Origin of the sequence: Escherichia sp. WS1451, assembly GCF_046487365.1 — a bacterium.
Taxonomy (GTDB): domain Bacteria; phylum Pseudomonadota; class Gammaproteobacteria; order Enterobacterales; family Enterobacteriaceae; genus Escherichia; species Escherichia coli.
On the sequence record NZ_JBJQJP010000002.1, the window covers coordinates 148,739 to 166,589 of the forward strand.

The 17,851-nt window shown below is 48.9% G+C and carries 20 protein-coding genes; 12 read left to right on the top strand and 8 right to left on the bottom strand.

Annotation, left to right across the window (positions count from 1 at the left end; translation table 11 throughout):
- The first annotated feature begins 109 nt into the window (after positions 1–109).
- The 4 genes from msrC (at position 110) to htpX (ending at position 4,543) form a co-directional block, all read left to right on the top strand.
- Positions 110–607: an L-methionine (R)-S-oxide reductase gene (gene msrC, locus ACJHX7_RS03555; protein WP_094029623.1), complete on the top strand. Its 498-nt coding sequence runs from the start codon at positions 110–112 to the stop codon at positions 605–607.
- A 96-nt stretch (positions 608–703) separates the two neighbouring features.
- Entirely contained in the window at positions 704–1,402 is a 699-nt protein-coding gene (proQ, locus tag ACJHX7_RS03560; RefSeq protein ID WP_000431370.1) for an RNA chaperone ProQ, read from the top strand.
- Positions 1,403–1,421: 19 nt separating this feature from the next.
- Positions 1,422–3,470, top strand: coding sequence for a carboxy terminal-processing peptidase (gene prc, locus ACJHX7_RS03565; RefSeq protein ID WP_001055782.1), 2,049 nt, complete (start codon positions 1,422–1,424; stop codon positions 3,468–3,470).
- A gap of 191 nt (positions 3,471–3,661) precedes the next feature.
- A complete protein-coding gene (htpX, locus tag ACJHX7_RS03570; RefSeq protein ID WP_000984517.1) occupies positions 3,662–4,543 on the top strand; it encodes a protease HtpX in 882 nt (293 codons plus the stop codon).
- 45 nt (positions 4,544–4,588) lie between these two features.
- Here the strand turns inward: htpX and ACJHX7_RS03575 are convergent, their stop codons facing one another.
- On the bottom strand, positions 4,589–5,962 hold the full coding sequence (locus ACJHX7_RS03575; RefSeq protein WP_001330271.1) for an MFS transporter: 1,374 nt from the start codon (positions 5,960–5,962) through the stop codon (positions 4,589–4,591).
- 176 nt (positions 5,963–6,138) lie between these two features.
- Here ACJHX7_RS03575 and kdgR point away from each other — a divergent pair, with 176 nt between their 5' ends.
- The gene (gene kdgR, locus ACJHX7_RS03580; protein ID WP_001262188.1) at positions 6,139–6,930 is read left to right on the top strand and encodes a DNA-binding transcriptional regulator KdgR; all 792 of its coding nucleotides are present in this window, start codon (positions 6,139–6,141) and stop codon (positions 6,928–6,930) included.
- Positions 6,931–7,073: 143 nt separating this feature from the next.
- On the opposite strand, the gene ACJHX7_RS03585 is transcribed toward kdgR, so the two are convergent.
- Positions 7,074–7,313, bottom strand: a complete 240-nt coding sequence (locus ACJHX7_RS03585; RefSeq protein WP_001211011.1) for a YobH family protein — start codon at positions 7,311–7,313, stop codon at positions 7,074–7,076.
- Between the two features lie 158 nt (positions 7,314–7,471).
- Between ACJHX7_RS03585 and mgrB the strand changes: the two genes are divergently transcribed.
- From mgrB to rlmA, 5 genes are all read left to right on the top strand, one after another.
- Positions 7,472–7,615: a PhoP/PhoQ regulator MgrB gene (mgrB, locus tag ACJHX7_RS03590; protein ID WP_000714550.1), complete on the top strand. Its 144-nt coding sequence runs from the start codon at positions 7,472–7,474 to the stop codon at positions 7,613–7,615.
- A gap of 74 nt (positions 7,616–7,689) precedes the next feature.
- The gene (locus ACJHX7_RS03595) at positions 7,690–7,977 is read left to right on the top strand and encodes a YebO family protein (protein ID WP_001006855.1); all 288 of its coding nucleotides are present in this window, start codon (positions 7,690–7,692) and stop codon (positions 7,975–7,977) included.
- Positions 7,978–8,646: 669 nt separating this feature from the next.
- Positions 8,647–8,790, top strand: coding sequence for a DUF2627 domain-containing protein (locus ACJHX7_RS03600; RefSeq protein WP_001295496.1), 144 nt, complete (start codon positions 8,647–8,649; stop codon positions 8,788–8,790).
- A 12-nt stretch (positions 8,791–8,802) separates the two neighbouring features.
- Positions 8,803–9,012 carry a transcription antiterminator/RNA stability regulator CspE gene (gene cspE / locus ACJHX7_RS03605; RefSeq protein WP_001062678.1) on the top strand — a complete coding sequence of 70 codons (210 nt, stop codon included), beginning with the start codon at positions 8,803–8,805 and terminating at the stop codon, positions 9,010–9,012.
- A gap of 165 nt (positions 9,013–9,177) precedes the next feature.
- Entirely contained in the window at positions 9,178–9,987 is an 810-nt protein-coding gene (rlmA, locus tag ACJHX7_RS03610) for a 23S rRNA (guanine(745)-N(1))-methyltransferase (protein WP_032171411.1), read from the top strand.
- Here rlmA and mntP read toward each other — a convergent pair.
- The 5 genes from mntP to manX form a co-directional block, all read right to left on the bottom strand.
- Entirely contained in the window at positions 9,984–10,550 is a 567-nt protein-coding gene (mntP, locus tag ACJHX7_RS03615) for a manganese efflux pump MntP (protein ID WP_122992228.1), read from the bottom strand. The two genes, rlmA and mntP, sit on opposite strands and share 4 nt — an antisense overlap.
- Positions 10,551–10,978: 428 nt before the next feature.
- Positions 10,979–11,437 (bottom strand): DUF986 family protein, encoded by a 459-nt coding sequence (locus ACJHX7_RS03620; RefSeq protein WP_000156255.1) that lies wholly within the window; start codon positions 11,435–11,437, stop codon positions 10,979–10,981.
- Positions 11,438–11,491: 54 nt separating this feature from the next.
- Positions 11,492–12,343: a PTS mannose transporter subunit IID gene (gene manZ, locus ACJHX7_RS03625; protein WP_000228655.1), complete on the bottom strand. Its 852-nt coding sequence runs from the start codon at positions 12,341–12,343 to the stop codon at positions 11,492–11,494.
- Positions 12,344–12,355: 12 nt separating this feature from the next.
- Complete coding sequence (gene manY, locus ACJHX7_RS03630) at positions 12,356–13,156, bottom strand: PTS mannose transporter subunit IIC (protein WP_000406926.1); 801 nt, start codon at positions 13,154–13,156, stop codon at positions 12,356–12,358.
- Positions 13,157–13,218: 62 nt separating this feature from the next.
- The gene (manX, locus tag ACJHX7_RS03635) at positions 13,219–14,190 is read right to left on the bottom strand and encodes a PTS mannose transporter subunit IIAB (RefSeq protein ID WP_000150543.1); all 972 of its coding nucleotides are present in this window, start codon (positions 14,188–14,190) and stop codon (positions 13,219–13,221) included.
- A 316-nt stretch (positions 14,191–14,506) separates the two neighbouring features.
- Between manX and ACJHX7_RS03640 the strand changes: the two genes are divergently transcribed.
- Positions 14,507–14,665, top strand: a complete 159-nt coding sequence (locus tag ACJHX7_RS03640; protein ID WP_001327808.1) for a protein YoaL — start codon at positions 14,507–14,509, stop codon at positions 14,663–14,665.
- A complete protein-coding gene (gene yoaE / locus ACJHX7_RS03645; protein WP_000394971.1) occupies positions 14,653–16,209 on the top strand; it encodes a CNNM family cation transport protein YoaE in 1,557 nt (518 codons plus the stop codon). Before ACJHX7_RS03640 ends, yoaE begins: the two co-directional genes overlap by 13 nt.
- Positions 16,210–16,212: 3 nt before the next feature.
- Here yoaE and ACJHX7_RS03650 read toward each other — a convergent pair whose 3' ends face one another.
- Complete coding sequence (locus ACJHX7_RS03650) at positions 16,213–17,811, bottom strand: EAL domain-containing protein (protein ID WP_085446684.1); 1,599 nt, start codon at positions 17,809–17,811, stop codon at positions 16,213–16,215.
- Positions 17,812–17,851 lie beyond the last annotated feature (40 nt).

Sequence of the window (17,851 nt, forward strand, 5' to 3'; positions counted from 1 at the left end):
AATTAACATTAATCTTAACCCATGATGGGAATGATCTTGAGCATTAACGCATTTAATGCTTATTTTAATAGGCTGGCAGTTCCTGGTAAGACAACCAAGTGATTATATAATGAACAAAACAGAATTTTACGCGGATTTAAATCGCGACTTTAACGCGCTGATGGCAGGAGAAACCAGTTTTCTGGCAACGCTTGCGAACACCAGTGCGTTGTTATATGAGCGTCTCACTGACGTAAACTGGGCAGGTTTTTATTTGCTTGACGACGATACACTGGTGCTCGGACCATTTCAGGGCAAAATTGCCTGTGTCCGGATACCCGTTGGGCGCGGCGTATGCGGCACTGCGGTTGCCCGCAATCAAGTGCAGCGTATCGAGGATGTTCACGCGTTTGACGGGCATATTGCCTGTGATGCGGCGAGTAATTCTGAAATTGTTCTGCCACTGGTGGTGAAAAATCAGATTATTGGTGTTCTCGACATCGACAGTACCGTCTTCGGTCGCTTTACAGACGAGGACGAGCAAGGCTTACGTCAGCTTGTGGCACAGCTTGAAAAGGTGCTTGCAACGACGGATTACAAAAAATTCTTTGCGAGCGTCGCAGGATAATCAACGGATAACGTAGCATTTACTGATAGCGTCATTATAATGACGCCTGTTCATGCCTGCGCTTGTTGGCTACGTCCGTTGTAATCAGGAAATTTCATGGAAAATCAACCTAAGTTGAATAGCAGTAAAGAAGTAATCGCGTTTCTGGCCGAACGTTTTCCCCACTGTTTCAGTGCGGAAGGTGAAGCGCGTCCGCTGAAAATCGGTATTTTTCAGGATTTGGTCGATCGTGTTGCCGGGGAAATGAACCTGAGCAAAACGCAATTGCGATCCGCTTTACGTCTCTACACTTCGAGCTGGCGTTACCTTTACGGTGTTAAACCCGGCGCAACGCGTGTCGATCTTGACGGCAACCCATGCGGTGAGCTGGACGAGCAACATGTCGAGCATGCTCGCAAGCAGCTTGAAGAAGCGAAAGCGCGTGTTCAGGCACAGCGTGCTGAACAGCAAGCGAAAAAACGCGAAGCTGCCGCAGCTGCTGGTGAGAAAGAAGACGCACCGCGCCGCGAACGCAAGCCACGTCCGACCACGCCACGCCGCAAAGAAGGCGCTGAACGTAAACCTCGTGCGCAAAAGCCGGTAGAGAAAGCGCCAAAAACAGTAAAAGCACCTCGCGAAGAACAGCACACCCCGGTTTCTGACATTTCAGCTCTGACTGTCGGACAAGCCCTGAAGGTGAAAGCGGGTCAAAACGCGATGGATGCCACCGTATTAGAAATCACCAAAGACGGCGTCCGCGTCCAGCTGAATTCGGGTATGTCTTTGATTGTGCGCGCAGAACACCTGGTGTTCTGAAACGGAGGCCGGGCCAGGCATGAACATGTTTTTTAGGCTTACCGCGTTAGCTGGCCTGCTTGCAATAGCAGGCCAGACCTTCGCTGTAGAAGATATCACGCGTGCTGATCAAATTCCGGTATTAAAGGAAGAGACGCAGCATGCGACGGTAAGTGAGCGCGTAACGTCGCGCTTCACCCGTTCTCATTATCGCCAGTTCGACCTCGATCAGGCATTTTCGGCCAAAATCTTTGACCGCTACCTGAATCTGCTCGATTACAGCCACAACGTGCTGTTGGCAAGCGATGTTGAACAGTTCGCGAAAAAGAAAACCGAGTTAGGCGATGAACTGCGTTCAGGCAAACTCGACGTTTTCTACGATCTCTACAATCTGGCGCAAAAGCGTCGTTTTGAACGTTACCAGTACGCTTTGTCGGTACTGGAAAAGCCGATGGATTTCACCGGCAACGACACTTATAACCTTGACCGCAGCAAAGCGCCCTGGCCGAAAAACGAGGCTGAGTTGAACGCGCTGTGGGACAGTAAAGTCAAATTCGACGAGTTAAGCCTGAAGCTGGCAGGAAAAACGGATAAAGAAATTCGTGAAACCCTGACTCGCCGCTACAAATTTGCCATTCGTCGTCTGGCGCAAACCAACAGCGAAGATGTTTTCTCGCTGGCAATGACGGCGTTTGCGCGTGAAATCGACCCGCATACCAACTATCTTTCCCCGCGAAATACCGAACAGTTCAACACTGAAATGAGTTTGTCGCTGGAAGGTATTGGCGCAGTGCTGCAAATGGATGATGACTACACCGTTATCAATTCGATGGTGGCAGGTGGCCCGGCAGCGAAGAGTAAAGCTATCAGCGTTGGTGACAAAATTGTCGGTGTTGGTCAAACAGGCAAGCCGATGGTTGACGTGATTGGCTGGCGTCTTGATGATGTGGTTGCCTTAATTAAAGGGCCGAAGGGCAGTAAAGTTCGTCTGGAAATTTTACCTGCTGGTAAAGGGACCAAGACCCGTACTGTAACGTTGACCCGTGAACGTATTCGTCTCGAAGACCGCGCGGTTAAAATGTCGGTGAAGACCGTCGGTAAAGAGAAAGTCGGCGTGCTGGATATTCCGGGCTTCTATGTGGGTTTGACAGATGATGTCAAAGTACAACTGCAGAAACTGGAAAAACAGAATGTCAGCAGCGTCATCATCGACCTGCGTAGCAATGGTGGTGGGGCGTTGACTGAAGCCGTATCGCTCTCCGGTCTGTTCATTCCATCCGGCCCGATTGTTCAGGTCCGCGATAACAACGGCAAGGTTCGTGAAGACAGCGACACCGACGGACAGGTCTTCTATAAAGGCCCGCTGGTGGTGCTGGTTGACCGCTTCAGTGCTTCGGCTTCAGAAATCTTTGCCGCGGCAATGCAGGATTACGGTCGTGCGCTGGTTGTGGGTGAACCGACATTTGGTAAAGGCACCGTTCAGCAGTACCGTTCATTGAACCGTATTTACGATCAGATGTTACGTCCTGAATGGCCAGCGCTGGGTTCTGTGCAGTACACGATCCAGAAATTCTATCGCGTTAACGGCGGCAGTACGCAACGTAAAGGCGTAACGCCAGACATCATCATGCCGACGGGTAATGAAGAAACGGAAACGGGTGAGAAATTCGAAGATAACGCGCTGCCGTGGGATAGCATTGATGCCGCGACTTATGTGAAATCAGGAGATTTAACGGCCTTTGAACCGGAGCTGCTGAAGGAACATAATGCGCGTATCGCGAAAGATCCTGAGTTCCAGAACATCATGAAGGATATCGCACGCTTCAACGCTATGAAGGACAAGCGCAATATCGTTTCTCTGAATTACGCTGTGCGTGAGAAAGAGAATAATGAAGATGATGCGACGCGTCTGGCGCGTTTGAACGAACGCTTTAAACGCGAAGGTAAACCGGAGTTGAAGAAACTGGATGATCTACCGAAAGATTACCAGGAGCCAGATCCTTATCTGGATGAGACGGTGAATATCGCACTCGATCTGGCGAAGCTTGAAAAAGCCAGACCCGCGGAACAACCCGCTCCCGTCAAGTAATATCAATCAGGCACAAGAAATTGTGCCTGATTTTTTAACAGCGGCAAGATGCCGTAAATCAGATGCTACAAAATGTAAAGTTGTGTCTTTCTGGTGACTTACGCACTATCCAGACTTGAAAATAGTCGCGTAACCCATACGATGTGGGTATCGCATATTGCGTTTTGTTAAACTGAGGTAAAAAGAAAATTATGATGCGAATCGCGCTCTTCCTGCTAACGAACCTGGCCGTAATGGTCGTTTTCGGGCTGGTACTGAGCCTGACAGGGATACAGTCGAGCAGCGTTCAGGGGCTGATGATCATGGCCTTGCTGTTCGGTTTTGGTGGTTCCTTCGTTTCGCTTCTGATGTCCAAATGGATGGCATTACGATCTGTTGGCGGGGAAGTGATCGAGCAACCGCGTAACGAAAGGGAACGTTGGCTGGTCAATACTGTAGCAACCCAGGCTCGTCAGGCGGGGATCGCTATGCCGCAAGTGGCTATCTACCATGCGCCGGACATCAATGCTTTTGCAACCGGTGCGCGCCGTGATGCTTCTCTGGTTGCTGTCAGCACTGGTTTGCTGCAGAACATGAGCCCGGATGAAGCCGAGGCGGTAATTGCTCACGAAATCAGCCACATCGCCAATGGTGATATGGTCACCATGACGCTGATTCAGGGCGTGGTGAACACCTTCGTTATCTTTATTTCCCGTATTCTGGCGCAACTTGCCGCGGGTTTTATGGGCGGAAATCGTGATGAAGGTGAAGAGAGCAACGGCAACCCGCTGATCTACTTTGCAGTTGCAACGGTTCTGGAACTGGTGTTTGGTATTCTGGCGAGCATTATCACCATGTGGTTCTCGCGTCATCGTGAATTCCACGCCGATGCGGGTTCAGCAAAACTGGTTGGTCGCGAGAAAATGATTGCTGCATTGCAGCGCCTGAAAACCAGCTATGAACCGCAAGAAGCAACCAGCATGATGGCTTTCTGCATTAACGGGAAGTCGAAATCGCTCAGTGAGTTGTTCATGACTCACCCGCCGCTGGATAAACGTATTGAAGCTCTGCGTACGGGTGAATACCTGAAGTAATATGAAGTAAATACTAAAAAGCGCGTCCTGAACGACGCGCTTTTTTTATGCCCTGGCTCGTGGCTGAGTGATACGTAAACCACTGACACAGGCAGCAATCACTGCCAGAATAGCCGCAGCCATCAGCGAGACGTGCGTACCATTATCACCAAACTGATTTAGCATCAGCGCCACCAGCGCCGCGCCACTACTCTGACCCAATAGACGAGCCGTCCCTAACATGCCACTGGCCCCACCGCTACGTTCGCGCGGAGCGGAGGTTATAATGGTGTGGTTATTGGGTGACTGGAATAAGCCAAATCCAGCGCCACATAAGATCATCGGCCAGATAATATTGATATCCGCAGGTGACGCTGGCAGCAGAACCAGGGAAAAAAGCCCCGCAGCCATGATGAATAACCCTAAAGCACCCAGCAATCCTGCATGTACGCGTTCAATCAAATAGCCTGCCAGTGGAGCCATCACCATTGTTGCTAACGGCCACGGTGTCAGAAGTAAACCTGTTTCGACTTCACTACGCCCGAGCACGGTTTGCAGGTAAAAGGGAAGGGAAACCATTGCCAGCATTTGTGCGCAGAAAGAGCAAACAGATGTGCAAATAGAAAGTGAAAACAGCGGGATACGCAGTAAATCCACCGGTAGCAGCGGTACGGGAAGAGAAAGCTGGCGGCGAATAAAGAAAATACCAACGACAACCATTACCACCAGTTCCGCACTAATCAATGTCAGCGATTGCCCCTGAGCGAAACCACTCAATGCAGTAATAAGCAGGCCGAAGGTTAACGCGTTCATCACGGCGCTGGGCAGGTCGAAACGGGGTTTACTGGCGCGAGAACCATTGGGTGGCAGAAAACGCATCGCCAGAAGCAGGGCGATAATACCCAACGGTACGTTGATTAAAAATAACCATTTCCAGGATGCGATGGAGAGGATTGCTGCAGCAATTGTCGGCCCGGCAGCAGAAGAGACGGCAACAATAAACGAGTTTATGCCCATCCCTCTACCCAGAAAACGTTGTGGATAGATCAGGCGGATAAGTGCGGTATTAACGCTCATCAACGCTGCACCGCCGAAACCTTGTATGACACGCGCAAGGGTGAGCATTTGCAGCGAATCAGAAAGGGCGCAGAACAGTGAAGACAACAGAAAAACGACCAGACCGCATTTATAAATACGTCGATAGCCAAACATATCGCCCAGAAACGAAAACGAGAGCAGGGAGATGACAATGGCGATTTGATAGGCGTTCACTACCCAGATGGAACTGGCCGGCGTGGCATGAAGGTCCGTAGCGATTGTTGGCAAGGCGACGTTGGCGATTGCGCCGTCAAGGACAGCCATCGAAATACCAATCACAATGGTTAATATCGCACCGTATCGCTGGGGCAATGGCAGGCCGTCGGCCTGAACTTTTGGCATAGGAATTTTATATCTTTGGTGAATAATCAACAGGGGTATGATTCTAGCACTGATATTCACGGTGGATGTCGCAGAATTGTAACTAACCGGCAAAAGATGGATTGCGACCACCCAGGTGCGAAATTATAATAAAAAACAGTTCTGATTTTTATAAAACACTCGCAATGAGGTGATAAATGGCTAACGCAGATCTGGATAAACAGCCTGATTCTGTATCTTCCGTGCTAAAAGTTTTTGGCATTTTGCAGGCGCTGGGTGAAGAGCGCGAAATAGGGATAACCGAGTTGTCGCAGCGCGTCATGATGTCAAAAAGCACCGTTTATCGCTTTTTACAGACCATGAAAACCTTAGGTTATGTGGCGCAGGAAGGGGAGTCGGAGAAATATTCGCTGACCCTGAAATTGTTTGAACTGGGCGCTCGCGCGTTGCAAAACGTCGATTTAATTCGTAGCGCAGATATCCAGATGCGTGAGATCTCCCGCCTGACCAAAGAAACTATCCACCTCGGCGCACTGGACGAAGACAGTATTGTTTACATCCACAAAATTGACTCAATGTACAATTTGCGCATGTATTCACGGATTGGGCGTCGTAATCCGCTGTACAGCACCGCGATTGGTAAGGTACTGCTGGCATGGCGCGATCGCGATGAAGTGATGCAAATTCTTGAGGGCGTGGAGTATAAACGCAGTACCGAGCGGACCATCACCAGTACAGAAGCGTTATTACCCGTTCTGGACCAGGTGCGCGAGCAGGGGTATGGCGAAGATAATGAAGAGCAGGAAGAAGGGCTGCGATGCATTGCGGTTCCGGTATTTGATCGCTTTGGCGTGGTCATTGCCGGTTTGAGCATCTCCTTCCCGACGTTGCGTTTCTCTGAAGAGCGTTTACAGGAATATGTCGCAATGTTGCATACCGCGGCGCGCAAAATTTCTGCCCAAATGGGTTATCACGACTATCCGTTCTGATGAGAGTAAGAACCTGTCTGAATATCAAACAGACAGGTTCTTTATTTAGCATGAGAAAAATAAAGTTGAAGGTGGCGTTATATTAAACGCACTTGCGATAAGAATATTTTACTCATGAGTGAGAATCTGGTTATTTATTACCCTTAACCATTATCGACCACAATATTGCTTTTACGTAACAACGGGCAATCTGTTATCCCCAGAAAACCACTTTTAGTGTGCAGGTATTGTACCGTGCTGGTGCCTCTGGCGGTCAGATAGGTACATTGCAAACCTAATCCCGCGGCATTCTCTTTGCTTCCAATCAAAACGCCATATCCGCTGAGTAATAATCCTATCCATACCAGTGCTATCAGCATAACTGTGCGAATGATGAATCGCATTACAACCTCTTCTCTTTTTATGTTCGCTTAATCGTAGCGGCAATATGCGCTGAAGCAAGCGACTCATTCTGAAAAAGCACGAATATCGACATAGTTAGGCGCTGTTTAACTAACGCATGCTAGTTTAATGACATAAGGTAGGTGAAACGGAGATTGGAGTGAAAAAGTTTCGATGGGTCGTTCTGGTTGTCGTGGTGTTGGCTTGCTTGCTGCTTTGGGCGCAGGTATTCAACATGATGTGCGATCAGGATGTACAATTTTTCAGCGGAATTTGTGCCATTAACCAGTTTATCCCGTGGTGATATCATTTTTTCAGCACTAGATTTTCTTCCTCTCCAGCAGTGGTAGAATAGCGCCTCTACTCAGAGGTGGTGAAATGAACGAAGTTGTAAATTCAGGCGTGATGAACATTGCGTCTTTGGTTGTATCGGTGGTGGTTCTTTTTATCGGGCTTATCTTGTGGTTTTTTATCAATCGTGCCAGTTCACGGACTAACGAACAGATTGAACTGCTTGAGGCGTTGCTGGATCAGCAAAAACGTCAAAATGCTCTGTTACGTCGTTTGTGCGAAGCAAACGAACCTGAGAAAGCAGATAAAAAGACCGTTGAGAGTCAAAAATCGGTTGAAGACGAAGATATTATTCGTCTGGTCGCCGAACGATAATCCTTCCTCAATCTTGAGTAACCCCGTCGTTGAAGGGTTACTCAATTCATCCTGATTATACGCACTGTCATGGTGCAACTGCTTCAAATTAAAACTCTGGTCTGACTTCAAATAATTATCATATTATTTATTTGCGTAACGGGATATCAGAAAAAGATATTTAGTCCATTAATTTATTAGGATGTTTACATCGGATTTGTGATTAAGCGTGGTATTATTTATTAGCGAAACGTTTCTCTCTTGATTTTTTTGCGCATTCATCAATTTTTCTTATTTTAAATTTACAATACCATTGGGGATTGACTTCTCTTTGGGGTAATTGGTGGCCGTTAACTGACTGTTTTATGAGAAAAAGTGATATAACTTTTTATTCATTGCATAGCAGAAAATGTGATATTGCACGCACTATGTAATAACTTCTCCCACTGGCCTGGAACAACTGAACTTATTGAACTATGTTAGAAAATACGTCAGTTTAAGTATCTGCCTGAACTGGCAAGGTTAAGCACAATGATATATCGGCGCGTATTCCGTTGCATAAGTGTGCAAAAAAAGTGGAAGACGTATCGAGATTTGTGCGTCTGATCGAGACATGTTTAAAAATGGCTTGCCATAATTAACGTTGTATGTGATAACAGATTTCGGGTTAAACGAGGTACAGTTCTGTTTATGTGTGGCATTTTCAGTAAAGAAGTCCTGAGTAAACACGTTGACGTTGAATACCGCTTCTCTGCCGAGCCTTATATTGGTGCCTCATGCAGTAATGTGTCAGTTTTATCTATGTTATGCCTGCGGGCGAAGAAAACAATCTAAGGAATTTTTCAAATGGCAAAGATTAAAGGTCAGGTTAAGTGGTTCAACGAGTCTAAAGGTTTTGGCTTCATTACTCCGGCTGATGGCAGCAAAGACGTGTTCGTACACTTCTCCGCTATCCAGGGTAATGGCTTCAAAACTCTGGCTGAAGGTCAGAACGTTGAGTTCGAAATTCAGGACGGCCAGAAAGGTCCGGCAGCTGTTAACGTAACAGCTATCTGATCGAATCCACTGATCTGAAGTGTGAATACGCTTCAATCTCGCTATAAAGCCTCGCCGAATGCGAGGCTTTTTACTTTGCTTTATCTTCGCTCCTGGCGTTCGGATATTTGCCCGCCGCGTGATTCGCGTTACACTTGCGGCCTTTAGTATCCTGCCGGAGTTGTCATGTCGTTTTCCTGTCCACTTTGCCATCAGCCTCTTTCGCGTGAAAAAAACAGCTATATCTGTCCCCAGCGACATCAGTTTGATATGGCGAAAGAAGGGTATGTCAATCTGCTGCCCGTTCAGCATAAACGGTCTCGTGATCCGGGCGACAGCGCGGAAATGATGCAAGCACGCCGCGCATTCTTAGATGCCGGACATTATCAGCTGCTGCGTGATGCAATTGTCGCCCAACTGCGGGAACGGCTTGATGAAAAGGCCACAGCGGTGCTGGATATTGGCTGTGGTGAAGGGTATTACACACACGCATTTGCTGATGCGCTGCCCGAAATCACCACGTTTGGCCTGGATGTCTCGAAGGTAGCGATAAAAGCGGCGGCGAAACGCTATCCGCAGGTCACTTTTTGTGTTGCTTCCAGCCACCGTTTGCCGTTTTCCGATACCAGTATGGACGCCATAATACGTATTTACGCGCCGTGTAAAGCAGAAGAATTAGCGCGAGTAGTGAAGCCTGGCGGTTGGGTGATTACTGCCACGCCGGGACCGCGACATTTGATGGAGCTGAAGGGGCTGATTTACAATGAAGTACATCTTCATGCACCACATGCAGAACAACTGGAAGGTTTTACATTACAGCAGAGTGATGAGTTGTGTTATCCGATGCGTCTTCGCGGTGATGAAGCCGTCGCATTATTGCAGATGACGCCGTTTGCCTGGCGTGCGAAGCCAGAAGTCTGGCAAACACTGGCAGCAAAAGAAGTGTTCGACTGCCAGACGGACTTTAATATTCACCTCTGGCAGCGTTCTTATTAACCGTGGAAGTGCGTCCAGAGGATCTGGACGCCGATGCCGATCAGCACCAGCCCGCCGAGAATTTCCGCTTTTTTCCCAATAATTGAGCCGATAAAGCGACCAACCATCATCCCTGATGTCGACATAATCAAGGTTGCACAACCAATGGCCAATGCGGTCGCGATAATGTTGACCTGAAGGAAAGCAAGACCAACACCCACAGCCATGGCATCCAGGCTGGTGGCAATCGCGGTGGTTACCAGTAGCCAGAAACCGTGCCGACGGCGCGGCTCTTCATCTTCATCATCTGCGCCACGAAAACCCTCAATAATCATTCGCCCGCCGAGGAATATCAGCAGCACAAACGCAATCCAGTGATTCCATTCAAGGACAAACCGGCTGGCTAACATGCCCATTCCCCAGCCGATCAGCGGTGTCAGGGTTTCGACGGCACCAAAAATAAGGCCGGTTCGCAATGCTTCAGAAAATTTCGGTTTATGGAGGGTGGCACCTTTACCGATTGATGCAGCAAATGCATCCATCGACATACCAAACGCAAGAAGAACAGTAGCAGTGATATTCATGACAACGTCCTGACCGGGGTATCCATAAAACACATCATCGCCCCCAGCAAACATGCATACATGAACAACAAACCGCGATGGTTTTCGCGTTCATGCAGGCATAGCGATTGATGTGCATATGGTCTCGCCTGACTGAAAGTGTTCAGTCCGTACGTGCCACGTTTTGCAACGAGTATGTTGACACGTACATTTCCGGAATCTGGAAATCGGCTACTCCCCAAATGAGGGCGCAACCTTAACATATTTTGAGAATATAAAACAACTGTTGGAATATATTATTTCATCACTTTATTGATAACGATTTTCATTTAGATTTATATATCAATGAAACGTTAAAATAAATAACAAATAAGGGAAGAGGTAATATAGCCTAAGCTATGTCTGATTATTAAAAATACACTAAACATAGCTTTGGCTAAATTCATAACCTATTGAGTTGAAACGAGAAGCTTATAAATTTTTTCCAGATCGTCGATATTTCGAACGCGGATTAACAGCCGACGCTGTTCTAATTGCATCACCAACACGCCATCTTCCGACAAGTTCATCGCTTTGATTCGGCTATATTCAATCCAGACATTGGCGAAGAAAAAACCTTTTTGTTTAAAGATGATCTTCGGAACGCGGATCCAGAATATATAAAAACCCATCAGAGCCAGTGCACTTAATAACCATGTTGTTATTAGCGCGCCATGATTCGTGACGTTGTTATAGATAAGAATGACAATCAATCCGACGAAGATAACGCTATCGATGCGACCACGCCGGAGCAAAGGAATTGCCAGCAGAGTGGGGCCGTTACGGCGGGGCATGATGAACTGATCGTAGATCGCGAAGGCCAGGAGTGCGGCGATGAAAAGAATCAGTACCAGGTCCGTGATTGTCATTAATCCTCCAGATAAAAAAACGGGGCCAAAAGGCCCCGGTAGTGTACAACAGTCTTACAGTCCCAGCAGGCCGCAAGCGTAACCAGCGATACCGATGACGAAGAAGCCAACGATGATCCACAGCGGGTTAACTTTTTTGCGCAGCAGCCACATACAAGCAAAGGTCAGCAGCAGTGGTACCAGGCCTGGCATTAACTGGTCCAGAATAGTCTGGACAGTGGTAACGTGTTCTTTGCCCGTCTGGTCAGTAATGCGAGAGACAACCAGCGGGATGTTGACATGCGTCCACTTATTAACTAATGCCCCCATGACAAACAGGCCGAGGATAGACGCCCCTTCCGTCAGTTTTTGCAGGAAACCACCACCCATATCTTTAACGATATCGATACCTTTGGAGTAACCATACGCTACGCCGTAGTAACGGGTTGCCAGACGCACCAGGTTAAACAAGATGAAGAACAGCAGCGGACCTAACAGGCTGCCGCTCATTGCGATACCGGCACCCAGCGCTGCAAATACCGGACGTACGGTTCCCCAGAAGATCGGGTCGCCTACGCCAGCCAGCGGCCCCATCAAACCGACTTTGATACCGTTGATAGCACCGTCATCGATCTCTGCGCCATTAGCACGCTGTTCTTCCAGCGCCAGGGTTACGCCGAGAATCGGCGCAGCCACGAACGGCTGGGTGTTAAAGAACTCCAGGTGACGGCGAATAGCTTGTTTACGAGCTTCGTTGTTCTCAGGGTAGAGTCGACGAATTGCCGGTACCATAGAGAAGCAGAAACCCAGTGCCTGCATACGTTCGAAGTTCCATGAACCCTGGAAGAGGTTAGAACGCAGGAAGACGCCACGAATATCACTTTGAGTGAGTTTTTTCTCGGTGGTAGTTTGAGTTGTATCAACCATTTCGCTCACCTGTTAGTCCAGTTCGTTATCGAGATCGTTGTTACCAGCAGCCTGAGCAGGCGCACCGGCTACGCGGTTGTATTTCGGGCTAAGTTGGATGTAGAGCACTGCCATAACAGTACCAATCACACCCAGAGCAACCAGGTTAAAGTTGGTGAATGCTGCGGTTACGAAGCCGAGGTAGAAGAACGGCATCAGGTAGCCAGCACGCATCATGTTGATAACCATCGCATAACCAACCACTACGATCATGCCACCGGCGATATTCAGACCATTGGTCACCACTTCCGGAATCGCATTCAGCATGTTCTGGACTTCGCTGGTACCAACAGACAGCGCAACGATGACGGCCGGAATAGCCACACGCATTGCTTGCAGGAACAGAGAAGAAACGTGGATCCAGGAAATCGCTGTCAGGTTGCCGTTATCAGCAGCCTTATCCGCAGCGTGCTGGAAAGCAACGGTGATAGTACGAACGATGATGGTCAGTACCTGGCCCGCAGCGGCCAGAGGGATTGCCAGTGCGATACCTGCACCAATGCTCTGATGACCTGCGATAACCAGAATAGTAGAAATGATGGAAGCCAGAGCGGCGTCAGGCGCAACTGCAGCACCGATGTTCATCCAGCCCAGCGCGATCATTTCCAGCGTACCACCGATAATAATACCGGTTTTCATATCGCCAAGAACGATACCCACCAGGGTACACGCGATTAGCGGACGGTGAAACTGAAATTCATCGAGGATTGATCCCATACCTGCGATACAGGCTACGATAAATACCAGCACAATTTGAAGAGTGGTAATCTCCATTGTACTTCTCCTGTTTACGTAAGACTTAAGTGTGAAAACTGAGTGATAATCAACACAATACGTTACTTATCGATTTTGCTGATCAGATCCATCATTTTCAGTTTCGGATCGGTGGAAACCTTACGGACTTCCAGCTCAATACCGCGCGCATTCAGTTTCTTGAACGCCTCGATATCTTTTTCATCAACCGAAACCGCGTTATTCACCTGGGTTTTACCCTGACGGAATGCCATACCACCGACGTTAACAGAGGTGATTTTCACGCCGCCTTCAACGAGACGCTCTACATCTGTTGGGTTGGTAAATAACAGCATTACGCGTTCGCCAGCATATTTCGGGTTGTTGTAGACGCGAATCATTTTGGCAACATCAACTACGTGTGCTGTTACGCCCGGAGGTGCAACCTGGGTGAGCAGTGTCTTACGAACGGTATCCGCAGCCACTTCATCACTAACAACAATAATACGGGAGACATTGGTTTCTTTGGTCCAGCGGGTGGCGACCTGACCGTGAATCAGACGGTCGTCGATACGCGCAAGGCCAATAACCATGTAGTCGTTTGGTCCCATTGGTTTTGCCGGAGTTGGAGCCGCTTTTGGTGCTGCGGCAGCGGGTGCTGGCGCGGCTTTTTCAACCGGTTTGGCTTTCAGAGCTTTCACGCCTTCACGGCCTGTTTCTACTGCCAGCGCAACCAGTTCATCAAAGCTTGGGTCATCATCACGGGCCATTAACGTTTCCACGAGCATTGGAATGTTAACGCCTGCAATGACTTCATAATGCTCTTTGTCGACGACAATGCGGCTGGCAGCATTGAACGGGCTGCCTCCCCATGTATCAACGAGAAACAGCACGCCTTTAGTGGTGTCGAGTTTTGCCAACTGAGCGTTGTACTTTTCAATCAGCGTTTCGGCATTTTCACCTGGAACGAAATCGATCCAGCCGACGTTTTCCTGCTCGCCTAACAGCATTTCTGCGGTTTTAAGCAACTGCTCTGCAGCCCAACCATGTGTGCCTATAACAATAGCAATGGTCACTTGCTACCTCCTTTATTATCGTTAACACCTCAACGTGCCAGATGTATTTTTGAATCGTCGTCCACAATCGAATCGATTCAGATAAGGGCTACAACCAAAAACCCCTGCGTTTCGCGATTTATTTTAGATATCGAAAAAATTATTTTATGTGATGAAGATCCGTAATTTAACTTTCGATTAGCAGAAATTTCGAAAGGTAAAATATCCTTGTCACATTCGTTTGCAAAGGAAGGTAAATCTTTGCCAAATCAGATGTGTCTCTGATATGTTTAACTCCCGTTTAACAACCATGGAGTATAGGGCGGTAGCCCGCAGTATGGATCGTCACCGACGTCATTTCAGCATCAGGCCTTTTAACGCCTGCCTTTCTGGCACTTTATGCCGCACCTTTCGTTTGCATTTTGTCGTTACGCCTGCATTATTTCTGGCGTCGAATAGCTATTCCTTAAGCAGGAGCTTGTCATGGAATTCTTAATGGACCCCTCAATTTGGGCGGGGCTACTCACGCTTGTTGTCCTCGAAATTGTGCTGGGTATCGATAACCTGGTCTTCATCGCCATTCTTGCTGACAAACTGCCGCCAAAACAACGCGATAAAGCGCGTTTGCTGGGATTATCACTGGCGCTGATTATGCGTCTGGGGCTGCTGTCGCTGATTTCATGGATGGTCACGCTGACCAAACCGCTATTTACCGTCATGGATTTCTCCTTCTCCGGACGCGACCTGATTATGTTGTTCGGGGGGATATTCTTGCTGTTCAAAGCAACAACCGAACTGCATGAACGACTGGAAAACCGCGATCATGATTCCGGTCACGGTAAAGGCTACGCCAGTTTCTGGGTGGTCGTCACACAGATTGTCATCCTTGACGCCGTCTTCTCGTTGGATGCGGTAATTACGGCAGTAGGGATGGTTAACCATCTGCCAGTGATGATGGCGGCGGTAGTGATTGCGATGGCGGTTATGCTGCTGGCATCGAAACCGCTGACGCGATTTGTTAACCAGCATCCAACGGTGGTGGTGCTCTGTCTGAGCTTCCTGTTAATGATAGGTCTGAGTCTGGTGGCAGAAGGTTTCGGTTTCCACATTCCGAAAGGTTACCTGTATGCCGCGATTGGCTTCTCGATCATCATCGAAGTGTTTAACCAAATTGCGCGTCGCAACTTTATTCGTCACCAGTCGACTTTGCCGCTGCGAGCGCGTACTGCCGATGCCATCCTGCGTTTGATGGGCGGGAAACGTCAGGCCAATGTTCAGCACGATGCCGATAACCCGATACCGATGCCGATCCCGGAAGGTGCGTTTGCCGAAGAAGAACGTTACATGATTAACGGTGTATTGACGCTGGCGTCGCGTTCTCTGCGCGGGATCATGACGCCGCGCGGTGAAATAAGCTGGGTTGACGCTAATCTCGGGGTCGATGAAATCCGTGAGCAACTGCTCTCTTCACCGCACAGTCTGTTCCCGGTATGTCGCGGTGAACTGGATGAAATCATCGGTATCGTACGTGCTAAAGAACTGCTGGTGGCGCTGGAAGAGGGCGTTGATGTGGCGGCGATTGCTTCGGCGTCTCCGGCGATTATCGTCCCGGAAACCCTCGATCCGATCAACCTGCTGGGCGTACTGCGTCGTGCTCGCGGGAGCTTTGTTATCGTGACCAACGAGTTTGGTGTGGTACAAGGTCTAGTCACGCCGCTGGATGTGCTGGAAGCCATTGCGGGTGAATTCCCGGACGCTGACGAAACGCCGGAAATCATTACCGACGGTGACGGCTGGCTGGTAAAAGGCGGTACAGATTTGCATGCCTTGCAGCAGGCGCTTGATGTTGAGCACCTTGCCGATGACGATGATATCGCGACGGTCGCGGGCCTCGTGATCTCGGCAAATGGTCACATTCCCCGTGTGGGCGATGTGATTGATGTAGGGCCACTGCATATCACCATCATTGAAGCCAATGATTATCGTGTTGATCTGGTTCGCATTGTTAAAGAGCAACCGGCGCACGATGAAGATGAGTAAGCGTTAACGTAACGGCATAACGGGCGTGATATGTCCATTATGCCGGGCGGGCGGCGGTTGGCTGCCCGCCAGCCATTTGGGAAAATCACGTAGCGGCATCGGCTGTGCGTACAAATACCCTTGCAAAATATGCACGCCATGACGGCGCAAATACTTCGCCTGTTCTTGTGTTTCCACCCCCTCCGCCACCAGTTCAATATTCAGTCTTTGCGCCAGTGCGATGATGATATCGGTCACCGTCGAGTTAACCGCGTCAGAACCTATAGCTGCGGTAAATGACTTATCAATTTTCAGCACGTCAGGACGTAATGTTTCAAGCCAGGAAAACGAACTGTTGCCGGTGCCGAAGTCATCAATCGCCAGTTTGACGTTTTTACGATGCAGCTCGCGGGCAATCCGATAATCAACATCCAGTAAGGCATCGCGTTCGGTGATTTCGAGGATCAGTTGCTGAATCGGGTGAGCGCTAAACCAGTACTGATTGAGATCTTTTATCAGCACACCACGGCGAAAATGACTGGGTGCGACGTTAATGCCAACATGAAACTGACTACTCATTGGGAAAACATGCCGCTGACGGATGGTTTCTGCCATCACATAGCGGGTCAGTGGCACAATTAAATGATGTTCTTCCGCGATAGGAATAAACACATCCGGTGAAATCCAGCCCTGACGTGGATTGTTCCAGCGCAGCAAAATCTCTACACCAATACATTGCTGGCTGCGCGCATTAAGCAAAGGCTGGCAGAACAATTCGAACTCATGTTGCGCCAGGCCCAGATTGATTTCGCGGGAAAAACTCATCCGGTAAGCGGTCGCCAGCCAGGCGATATAGCCCACCAGTAAACTTAGCAGCACCGCCAGCGGTAATTGTGTTGGAAGATAGTGCCATGCCAGCGCCGTAGCCCCCGGACCATTAACGTTAATGGTAAAAGGAAAGCGTTGCGAAGAAACCTGGTAGTTTTCATTGTTTTCAGGTTGCGGAAGGGAATCTACCAGCCCATTACCATAGAGCAAATGCCGATTGTCCACCGTCAGGCTGGCGCTACTGATTTGCGGCAGTTGTGGCTCAAGCAGCATTGCCGCCAGTAAGTCGATGTTAATCATCTCCATGACCCCAGCTTTGTTACTGCCCGCTGCTGGCGTCCATTGAATCAAAACCGGACTGCCTTTAATCAGGGCATGGTCGGTCGTCAGGCGTAAAAGTGGTTGCGGTGCAGGAAGTTCAGCCAGAATGTCCACGACGGGCACATTGCGATAACCAAAAATGCTGGAGCAATAAAGTGTGCCGTCTTGCACCAGGCCAATGGATCGCACAGTTTGGAGTTTTGCCGCCTGTTTACGTAATGGCAAATGGGCGACAGAGCAGGGCAGACCAATTAGCGGAAGTAAGACTTCGCTACCTGCCTGTAGGGGAAGCAGTACTTTATCTAATTCCTCTACAGCGTGATTGGCGAATTGTACTACCCGTTGTTGATTTAAGTTACGCTGTGAAATAAATCGCACGCTCAGGGTCGAAGCGAGCGTAACGAGTGCGCAAATCGTACAAACAATCATTCGATTACGGCGATAGGTTTTAATGATCCGTTGTGCTTTTTGCATGCGGGCCACCCTGTAAGCGTATGGCGACAAACGCCTGACG